This window comes from Pseudomonas veronii (genome assembly GCF_001439695.1).
GTDB classification, from domain to species: domain Bacteria; phylum Pseudomonadota; class Gammaproteobacteria; order Pseudomonadales; family Pseudomonadaceae; genus Aquipseudomonas; species Aquipseudomonas veronii.
The window spans coordinates 68,853-77,951 of the sequence record NZ_JYLL01000029.1; the positions used below are offsets into that span (position 1 = coordinate 68,853).

The following is a 9,099-nucleotide window of genomic DNA, read 5'->3' on the forward strand; positions in this document are numbered from 1 at the left end:
ACTTGTGTCTGATAACGATCCTTGCTCATGGTTAGTTTTTTGATCGGCTTGAGTGGTTTCCATCACCATTCAAACGTAGAACACTATTGCCAATTCTGCAACAACTCTAGACTCCTCGACTTCGGGTCTTTTTGGATTTACAGTCACTTCCCCAATCTTTATTCCGCTGCTGAAGCTAGGAAAACGTTTCCGCGCCCCGTGATTACTTTGCACCAGAATGTTGGCGATTTCCGATTCTCATTGTCGATGGTCATCATATACCCGCCGCCGGGGAACTCTTGATAATCCACTGTATTTCCATAGAGATCCATGCCCTGTTTCGCCAGCGAGAGCTTTAAGGAACTATTAGTCTGAATGTTAGAGTCGCTTTTAATAGATATTGCGTCGTATACCTTAGGTGTAACCAAGACACCCACATACATAACAAGTGAACGGCTTTCACCTGGCTCTAATACCAATGGGAGTTTGACAGTTTTTTGATCGATGGTCATTATTCCACCATCGATTCCACTGTATGAGGTAAAGTCTGGTGATGGGCCAGTACTAATCGAGTATTGCATTAAAGAAAGTTTTTGGTTTCCAGTGTTTGAGAGGCTGACCTCCCAAGGAATCTGTACGACACGTCCGAGAGATCCTAAGTTATGAGAAGCTATACGGATCGTGCCGTCAACGGACGGGTTTAGCCGAACGGTCAAATCTTCTTTTTGTAATATTTGAAATTGTCGTTTCTGCTCATCAAGGGCGGAGTTTTGTTGAAGATAGGCCACAAGGATCGCGCATATAGCAACAGCTAAAGATACTATTGCCATGACTCGAGCAAATTTGTCGCTGTTTGTGTTTTCGGTCATTGTAGCTGCCTCTATTAGTGTAGGGGGAGTGGGCGGGGGAATCTATTTTTATAACAAAAAGGGACCAACAAAGGTGCGTATCCAGGACAATAATTTTATTCATTCAGAATATCCGAAACGGCGATGAAGCGTATGTGCTATCGCGGAACAAGTAATTAACACTCTTATCTCGCGTACGACAAAAGCCCGCAAAGCGGGCTTTTCTTGTGTACATCTTCAGGCCAATTCCAACGACTGCTTGTGGCCGGTTCCTGCCAGTCATCTGCTGGAATGCGCGAGTCGCCGCCGTGGCCCAAAAGGGGTGAGCACGTTAATCGGAAGTAACCGTTTCAATCAGCTTCCGCCACGTGATTTTCGCCATAATGGCGTGCCCTGCGAGATTGTCATAGAAGTACACTTCCTCCTTTGGATCTGAAATGGGGACTAGCAAGCCGGTCATGCCTTTGTCGACGCATCCAGTGCCAATGGTTCCATCCAGTTGGCGGATGACTGCTCCGTGATGGTTACCAGCATCGTACAAAGCTCGAATCCCTGCTTTGAGCCAATCCCAGTCGACTGCAGAGATCGGAACCGCTTTTGCCTGGTGAAAAACCAAAGGGATAATGCTGTCGATGCCTTTCAAAATCTGCTTGGGAAACTGAGCAATCAGCTCATCATCGGGCATCGCATCGACCGCAGTCCCCACTGACGTTTCGTCGTGACAAGACCCAATATCAAGATAGGGGGAAAGATAGTCTGCAAACGCCTTGTAGGCTTCACTGCGGATTTGGTACCCCACGCTGGCCGCAACCTTCGGGATCGCTCGCTTCATGATTTCACGGAGCTCACCAAGCATGTGTCCTCGGGGCTCTGGGGGTAGCTGATAGCCTAGTCGTAGAGCCAAGTCTTCAAATAGAAATGGTCCGCTGCACCCGAGTTCAAAGCAATGCTGATGGAAAGGATGGTCATCCCCAAGGAGGTGGGAAAAAATCCAGAGTCTCATCGCCTCCGCAGCCTGCAGCCTTTGCTGGGGATTATTCGTCAGGGTAGGAATTGGCTCCTCAATCTCATCAGTTCCGGCACTCATCTGCTGCATTTCAATCGCGTAACGAAGCGCTTCGTATTGAGACCAGCAAACGAAGGGTTCTAGTTTCAACGCCGCAGCTTCGCTGGCCGCTGCATTCCTTAGAGCTATGATGAGTGTCCCGATAGCGGTACCAGCTTTGAACGCGTCGCTACAACTTATCTGTCCTCCTGAAAATGGAGTGCCTTGCGCGAGGTTTTGGATAAGCGGAAGTGCTACGTCTGGATCTGTCCAGTCCAGATCATTGTGCCCGATGTAGGGCATATACCGGTCGCGAACGCTTGGGTTACAGACAAACTTCTGGGCGTATTGTCCGAGGCTGCCCCAAAACTCGAATCGTCTCGGCAGGGCTTGCATGCGCAGAGCCTTGAGTTGCATCTCCCAGCTAAATGTATCGCCAAGCTCAAGATCGTAGCGATCAGAGAGCAGAGTTCTTGCCTCATCGATGTGTGCAAAAACGGAGCTTGGTATCAAGCCGGGCATATCGTCTAGGTTTTTATCGAAGAAGAGTGCGATGTCGGAATCGCGCTGAGGTAAGCCATGGTCTCTCCACCATGCATACATCGCGTATGGATCAATGCCACAAAGAGTTAAGCCCCAGACACCTCTCCCCATACCGTTAACATCTTTCCAGAGCATCATGAAGCCGTGAGACCCGGCTCGATCACCAGCACGAGCTATCACATCCATGGCGGTAATGACTGACCTCGGCGGCCAGTTTTCATCCATGTCTGGGTCATCTTCTGCCAAATACAGGTTAATGGTCTGCAATGCTTCGGGGGCGAGCGCAAGGCTTCCGGTTAGGTGCCAAGCTTCCGGGAGGTGGCAACTCAGACTCAAATTCTTGCCGGGTACATCGATAGCAAGCTTGAGGGCGAGGCATCGTTTGCCCGACCATGCATTCAATGCGCCAACCGCATGGTTCAAAAGGGTCGACCACTCAGTGGCTACCACCACGAAACAGATATCGTAGTCACCTACAAATGGCAGAAGGTTTCTCAACTCCTGCTCATAGCCTCCCAGTTCAGTGACTGTCTGTCGCTCAGTCTCTGCCGCTCTCTTGATCTCGAAAACAACCAGCGTTCTTGACTCCGGGTTGAAGCAAAGTATGTCCGGCCGAAGCACCTCTCCAGTTGTAAGAGAGATGCTCATATTGACGGAGATGATTTCTAACAATGTCAGCTGATTGAGCACATGCTCAGTTGCTTCTGCGGAGGCTAATCTGGATCTATAGTCGATACCAAATGAGGGAATGAAGTGGGCCTGGCGCACGCCTTCGGCTATTGATACCAAGTCTTCCTTTCCAGCGATAGCGTCATACAAACCCTCGCTTTCGATCAGTTGTACCAGCCAGGCCGCAACCTCGTTTTCCAGTGGTATCGACGATGCGCTCATGAGTCTTCCTTGGGAACGGAACTGGGATTACAACGATAGCGATAATCTTGAAGTTAGTCGCACTCCATGGCGAATTCCGTAGTAGGCGTTTCAGATGTAGGTCTGCTTCTGACCGGAATTAATCGTTATTGAGCGTCCGCTTCTGGTCGAGGCTGTGTAAAAACGTTTTTGAGCACGTCAGGTGCTCAAAGCCGGACTGGAAATCGCGTTTCTACGCGAAATCCAAATCTGCAGACGTGCCGATAAATTTCAGATTTAACGTAGACGCGGACACTTCAATTTTGGCGAAGCGTTTTTACACACTCTGGGCCGACTGCTGCCCTTCGCGAAGGGCAGCTTAGGGTCGATAGCTGCCAGTCGCCCAACCATTCAAAATGGTAGCCAAAGCGGCTTATCAGTTCCTGCTGAACTGCATCCGCCATCCGGGTCAGGGATGGCAGGTGCGCCCCCCCTCAACTTTGCGGCGCGCCATGTTCAATCATCGCTCGCCATTCCTGCACGCTCGGTCTTTCTTGCATCCTGGCATGCCATTCCCGCAACGCTTCACATTCATCAGGCACGTGGAGTTTGACCAGCGAGGCGAAAATCATGCCTCCCAGAACCGCAATGTCGGCCATCGAAAACGTCTCACCGGCAATGAAAGACTGATGTTTGAGAAGGCTATCGAAATAGTGCATGCCCCTGACCGCTTTGTCGCGCATGCGACCGCCCCATTCGGCGTTTTGAGAAAGCTCGACCTGCGGCCCAAGGCCCGGGGTAGCGTGATGGAAGTACACGCTGACCGCATCGAGAAACTCGATTTCAGCACGCTTGGTCATCATGTGGATGAGGCCTTTCTCTACAGGCGTTTGCCCGGTAAGGATGGGGCTACCATCCAGCACGTCCAGGTACTGAGTAATGGCCGTGCATTCGGCAATGAGCGTACCGTCCTTCAACTCCAACACGGGGAGCGTTCCGGAGTAATTGATGGCCAGAAACTCAGGTTTCTTGTGTTCGCCTTTCCATAGGTTGACCGATACAAATTCGATTCGGGAAAGCATGCCTTTTTCTGCCAATGCGATGCGCACACGAGCGGGGTAGGGGCCATCGAACCAGTCGTGGATTTTCATCAAAGGGAGCATGGATACGTCTAACTGCGGTTCTGAAGAGTTCATGGTATTCACCTATCTACCTGTCAGTTGGTAGGTAAAGATTGGGCGCTTGTTTTTGCGCCGTCAACCCCTACCTTCCAGTTGGCAGGTATTCGAGGCAGCGAGTAGAATTCACCTCATTGGATGACCTGAGGACACAAACGTGAGCGAAAACGCGCGGGAAGCCATCTTGGCGGCTGCGAAAACGGCGGTGCAGAGGCATGGATACAACGGCATAAATTTTCGAAGTATCGGTGCAGCGGTGGGGATCAAAAACGCGAGCATCTATTACCACTTCTCGAGCAAGGCCGACCTTGGCGTCGCAGTTGCTGCACGCTACTGGCAAGACACCGCCAGCGTTTTGCAAGCGATTCGTGAGTCGAACCCAGATCCGATTCGTTGCCTGGAAATCTACCCGTCGATCTTTCGAACATCGCTGGAAGACGGCAACAGGCTTTGTCTGTCCAGCTTCATGGCAGCGGAATATGAAGACTTGCCCGAGGAGGTCAGGCGTGAGGTCAAGGCGTTTGCAGACATCAATGTGACGTGGTTGACACAGGTGCTGGCTGACGCAGGAATGGGCAGCGCAGAAAGTTGTGAACGACGTGCCCGCGCCATTTACACTTCCGTTGCCGGCGCTCAATTGATTGCCCGGACTCGGCTCGATATTGGCCTATTCGACGATCTTATCCTCAGCTACCGGGAAGCGGGGCTGATTCCGGCATCGCAGGCCTGACGCGTCGTGGCCACTTTCGACCCATAACTGCCGCTGGCGACAGATAGAAATCGGCCAGAAGCTGCCTCTCTATAACAAATGATCAGAACACCCTGTTCACAACCCCTGCTTCCAGACGGCGCCCACATGAACTGCCTTCGGTTTTTCATGGGTGCTGCGTTTCACGCACAAATTCGATCAGCGCCTGTAGCGCTGGCGGTACGTGACGCCGGCTGGAGTAATAGATAAAAAACCTGCTTGGCAGGGCTTTCCAGTCTTCAAGAATTTCCTCCAGTTGCCCCTGAGCCATGTAGTCCCTGGCCATCTCCTCATACACATACGCGATCCCGGCACCGTCCTTCGCGGCTTGGATCATCAAGGTGTCATCTTCCAGTATCAACGGTCCTGCCACGGCCAGGCGCATGGGCTGGCCCTCGGCACGATATTCCCACTTGTACAGTTTGCCGCTTGGGAAGCGTCTGCCAATGCAGGCGTGTTCAAGCAGCCTTTGTGGCGTGTCCGGTGTCCCGTGCCTCCTGAGGTAACCGGGGGCAGCAACGGTGACAAATCCCTGCGGTGAGCCCACCGGGACGGCGATCATGTCACCGGCAAGGCTTTCGCCGAAGCGCACGCCTGCATCGAAGCCTTTGTCGATGATGTCGCTCAATCTATCGTCAGCCACCAGCTCCACGTTGACACGTGGGTAGGCGGCAGTGAATGGCGCCAGCAGTGGCGCAATGACGAGGTGGGCTGCGGGTCGCGATACGTTCAATCGCAGCGTACCGGTGGGAACTTCTTGTTTGAAGGTCAGTTCATGCAGCCCTTTGGCGATCTCCGCCAACGCTGGAACCAGCGTAGCGAGCAGTTGATTGCCTGCTTCAGTAGGCGTCACGCTGCGAGTGGTACGGTTGAGCAGCCTGACCCCCAGCCTGCCTTCCAAGGCGCGCATGGCGTGGCTCAGGGCCGATGCAGACACCCCTCGCTCGTCGGCCGCTTTGCGAAAGCTGTGATGGCGAGCCACTGCGGCGAAGGCGTCGAGTTCGGAAAGATCGCATGGGGTTTTCATGAATAGGGTTCAGTAGTTCAAACACGATTGGCTATCTTATCGTCGGTAACCTCCCCATGGATACTTTGCGCATCAATCGATGTGAGGTGTTTATGCAAAAGAATCGACTGGGTACGTCCGAGTTGTTGATTTCGCCAATTGGCATGGGCACTTGGGCCATTGCGGGGCAAGGGTGGGAGTTCAGCTGGGGGGCACAAGATGACCGAGATAGCCTGGCGGCATTGGAGTACGCGGTCGAGCGCGGCGTCAACTGGATCGACACAGCGGGGGTCTATGGACTCGGCCATGCCGAACGGTTGACGGGGCAATTGCTGCGTCAGGTGCCGGCTTCGCGTCGTCCATTGGTATTCACCAAAGGCAGTCTGGTGTGGGATCCCCAGACCCGTGAGATTTCTCATTCGCTCGCCCCCCAGTCACTGATGAAAGAGATCGAGGACAGCCTGCGTCGCTTGCAGGTCGATGTCATCGACCTCTATCAGATTCACTGGCCAGCGTTCCCGGCAGATGGGACCAGCGAAGGCATCGAGGAGGCTTTGGCGACTCTGGCCCAAGCCAAGGCGCAGGGCAAGATAAGGGCAATTGGCGTGTCAAACTTCGATGTTCCCCAGCTTGAGCGAGCCCGCTCGGTCACCGATATCGCCTCCCTTCAACCGCCGTATTCAGCTTTGATGCGTGATATCGAGGACCATATTCTGCCTTATTGCGCAACGGCGCAGGTCGGCGTGATTGCCTACTCGACTTTACAATCTGGCCTACTGACGGGAAGCATGACCCGCGAGCGGATTGCACAGCTGCCCGACGACGACTGGCGAAAATCGCGCAGCGCCGACTTCCAGGAACCTCGCCTCAGCAAGAATCTCGCTTTGGTAGAAGTGATGGCAAACATTGGTGCCAGGCATGGGGTCAGTGCGGCGGCCATCGCCATCGCTTGGGTGCTGCGTGATTCGGCAGTCTCCGGCGCGATAGTAGGCGCACGCCGGCCTGAACAGGTGAATGGATTGATCGATGCCATCAGCGTTCGTCTTGGCCAGGCTGAAATAGAAGAAATCAGCCACTATTTACCTGAAGGTATGGGTACGAACGTACCCAGCAGTGTGGCTTGAGCAAGCTGATGTCTGCCGGTTGATGCTCAGCGGCGTGTGATCTCTGGAGTCAGCGAGTGACTCTTGGAGATCATTCGGGTTGATAGCCCGCTATCGACCAATACCGGCCAGTCGGTTACCGGCAGAGTCGACAGAAGGACGAGCCACCAAGACCGGTGTTGACTACGCCCGATCTATTCGCCCGGAGTAGCAACCCTGCTTGGCATTGTGAACGTGAATGTAACTAACCTCTGGATTGGCAAACATCCGAGTGACTACAGGTTCTATTGCTATTCCATCCGCTACGTCGGCGTCGAGCATCATCCCATCATCAGTGAACGCGCGAAGTGATAGCAGGCGGATTCGCATAGACTCAGGTACCTGATCGACTGCGTCATAAGCTTGCGTGGCCCACTCCCGTATGAAGATCGCGTGTGAGGCGCGGTATGGCGTTTTGGCTGGCTGACAGACATGGTTGAGTAAAAGCACGCTCTGACCTAGCTCCGCATCTTTCATTTCGATACGGTCAGGAAACCCTGGGTTGCTGTCGACGATATAACGCTTCATCCCAAGAGATGCCAGCTCTTGGTCGGGCAATCCAAACAGTGACTGGAATGGTTCGGGGGAAAGGCCAGTTATACGGAACGCCATGGTCGAACTCCTATTGGTTTGGAGTCCTATCAGACTGGAAGTCGTACAGTACTTACTATCCGATTCTTGCTGCTTTATTCAAGCTGCCGCGACCGGCTGCTTCGGGCAGATTTCTGCTTTTTGGCAGCGCTAGCGACCGGTCAAAACCTGACATCTGATCGATGTGCGCGGGCCTGGCGCGATGTTGAAACATGTGACGTCGGACGGGCATGGGGTCTTTAAACCGGTCGGTTTAGAAAGACCAAGCGTGCTGCCAGAGCCGCCATTACCGCAGCGAAGCCATAAGCGCCTAGGCGTTTGGAGATCAAGCCTTTGCCCAGGCGCGCATGAAGCCGTCCGGCGCAAAATCCGAGCAGGGAATGAAACACCAAAGCGATCAGCGCAAGCAGCACACCCAAGAACATCAATTGCAACGTGACGCTGCTGCTGCCTACGGAGACGAATTGCGGTAGGAATACCATGAAGAACAACAGCGCTTTTGGGTTTAACAGGCTATTGAGCGTGGCTCGGGTAAAGATTTTCCGCAATGAAGCCTGTGTAGGTTGAGCGTCAGTATCCGAAGGGGGAGCCTTCAATGCTTGCCAAGCCAGCCACATCAGATAGCAAGCGCCTGCCCACCGCAGCAAGTCGAACGCCGGTGCCCAACTCATCACTAGCGCCCCTAGACCCGCGCTAACCAGGACGGTCATCAGCAAATCGGCCAGGGTTATTCCGAGTGCTGCCGCGAGGCCAGCTCGCCAGCCGTGGGCAACTGCGTGGCTGGTGACGATTGCCATGTTAGGGCCCGGCACAATAAGCAGCAGCAAGGCGGCAACAATGAACAGGTAGAGATTCGTAGCGTCTGGCATCGCGCAATACCTCCTTGGATGAGGAGCCATGCTAACCGGCAATGTTCAGGTAGAAGCAGATACAGCGGGGGGGTATTTGGGCGCTACAGTCTGGTGCAGAATGAGTCGGCCCTGAATTCGCAGGCACTCGATGTTCGCTCCTGGCCGGACGTAGCCGCTTATGACTGACCGCTTTCGGCCGATTCTGTTGAAAAAGTCGTACTCGCTTAGCCAAGGTGACCGCCTGCATCAATGAATAGCTTGCGGAGTTTTTTTCGAGCCGCCTCTGAAAGACGCGGTGAATAGCGTTGAAACTCTTCTT

The 9,099-nt window shown here is 53.6% G+C and carries 8 protein-coding genes; 2 read left to right on the forward strand and 6 right to left on the reverse strand.

Going from position 1 to position 9,099, the window contains the following annotated elements:
* Positions 1-158 precede the first annotated feature (158 nt).
* From TU80_RS32800 to TU80_RS25300, 3 genes are all read right to left on the reverse strand, one after another.
* On the reverse strand, positions 159-848 hold the full coding sequence (locus TU80_RS32800; protein ID WP_134939402.1) for a hypothetical protein: 690 nt from the start codon (positions 846-848) through the stop codon (positions 159-161).
* Positions 849-1,158: 310 nt separating this feature from the next.
* Positions 1,159-3,306: a hypothetical protein gene (locus TU80_RS25295; protein ID WP_057005663.1), complete on the reverse strand. Its 2,148-nt coding sequence runs from the start codon at positions 3,304-3,306 to the stop codon at positions 1,159-1,161.
* A gap of 452 nt (positions 3,307-3,758) precedes the next feature.
* Complete coding sequence (locus TU80_RS25300; RefSeq protein WP_090234895.1) at positions 3,759-4,415, reverse strand: glutathione S-transferase; 657 nt, start codon at positions 4,413-4,415, stop codon at positions 3,759-3,761.
* A 184-nt stretch (positions 4,416-4,599) separates the two neighbouring features.
* Between TU80_RS25300 and TU80_RS25305 the strand changes: the two genes are divergently transcribed.
* The gene (locus TU80_RS25305) at positions 4,600-5,172 is read left to right on the forward strand and encodes a TetR/AcrR family transcriptional regulator (protein ID WP_057005665.1); all 573 of its coding nucleotides are present in this window, start codon (positions 4,600-4,602) and stop codon (positions 5,170-5,172) included.
* Between the two features lie 145 nt (positions 5,173-5,317).
* On the opposite strand, the gene TU80_RS25310 is transcribed toward TU80_RS25305, so the two are convergent.
* Positions 5,318-6,217, reverse strand: coding sequence for a LysR family transcriptional regulator (locus TU80_RS25310; protein WP_057005666.1), 900 nt, complete (start codon positions 6,215-6,217; stop codon positions 5,318-5,320).
* 92 nt (positions 6,218-6,309) lie between these two features.
* Between TU80_RS25310 and TU80_RS25315 the strand changes: the two genes are divergently transcribed.
* A complete protein-coding gene (locus tag TU80_RS25315) occupies positions 6,310-7,320 on the forward strand; it encodes an aldo/keto reductase (protein ID WP_057005667.1) in 1,011 nt (336 codons plus the stop codon).
* A 162-nt stretch (positions 7,321-7,482) separates the two neighbouring features.
* On the opposite strand, the gene TU80_RS25320 is transcribed toward TU80_RS25315, so the two are convergent.
* Together TU80_RS25320 and TU80_RS25325 are read right to left on the reverse strand one after the other, a co-directional pair.
* A complete protein-coding gene (locus tag TU80_RS25320) occupies positions 7,483-7,950 on the reverse strand; it encodes a DUF1203 domain-containing protein (protein WP_057005668.1) in 468 nt (155 codons plus the stop codon).
* A 218-nt stretch (positions 7,951-8,168) separates the two neighbouring features.
* Positions 8,169-8,798 (reverse strand): LysE family translocator, encoded by a 630-nt coding sequence (locus TU80_RS25325; protein WP_057005669.1) that lies wholly within the window; start codon positions 8,796-8,798, stop codon positions 8,169-8,171.
* Between the last annotated feature and the right edge of the window lie 301 nt (positions 8,799-9,099).

Coding starts and splice junctions, on each gene's coding strand:
- TU80_RS32800 (WP_134939402.1), bottom strand. CDS start 848: ATGACCGAAAACACAAACAGCGACAAATTTGCTCGAGTCATGGCAATA.
- TU80_RS25295 (WP_057005663.1), bottom strand. CDS start 3,306: ATGAGCGCATCGTCGATACCACTGGAAAACGAGGTTGCGGCCTGGCTG.
- TU80_RS25300 (WP_090234895.1), bottom strand. CDS start 4,415: ATGAAAATCCACGACTGGTTCGATGGCCCCTACCCCGCTCGTGTGCGC.
- TU80_RS25310 (WP_057005666.1), bottom strand. CDS start 6,217: ATGAAAACCCCATGCGATCTTTCCGAACTCGACGCCTTCGCCGCAGTG.
- TU80_RS25315 (WP_057005667.1), top strand. CDS start 6,310: ATGCAAAAGAATCGACTGGGTACGTCCGAGTTGTTGATTTCGCCAATT.
- TU80_RS25320 (WP_057005668.1), bottom strand. CDS start 7,950: ATGGCGTTCCGTATAACTGGCCTTTCCCCCGAACCATTCCAGTCACTG.
- TU80_RS25325 (WP_057005669.1), bottom strand. CDS start 8,798: ATGCCAGACGCTACGAATCTCTACCTGTTCATTGTTGCCGCCTTGCTG.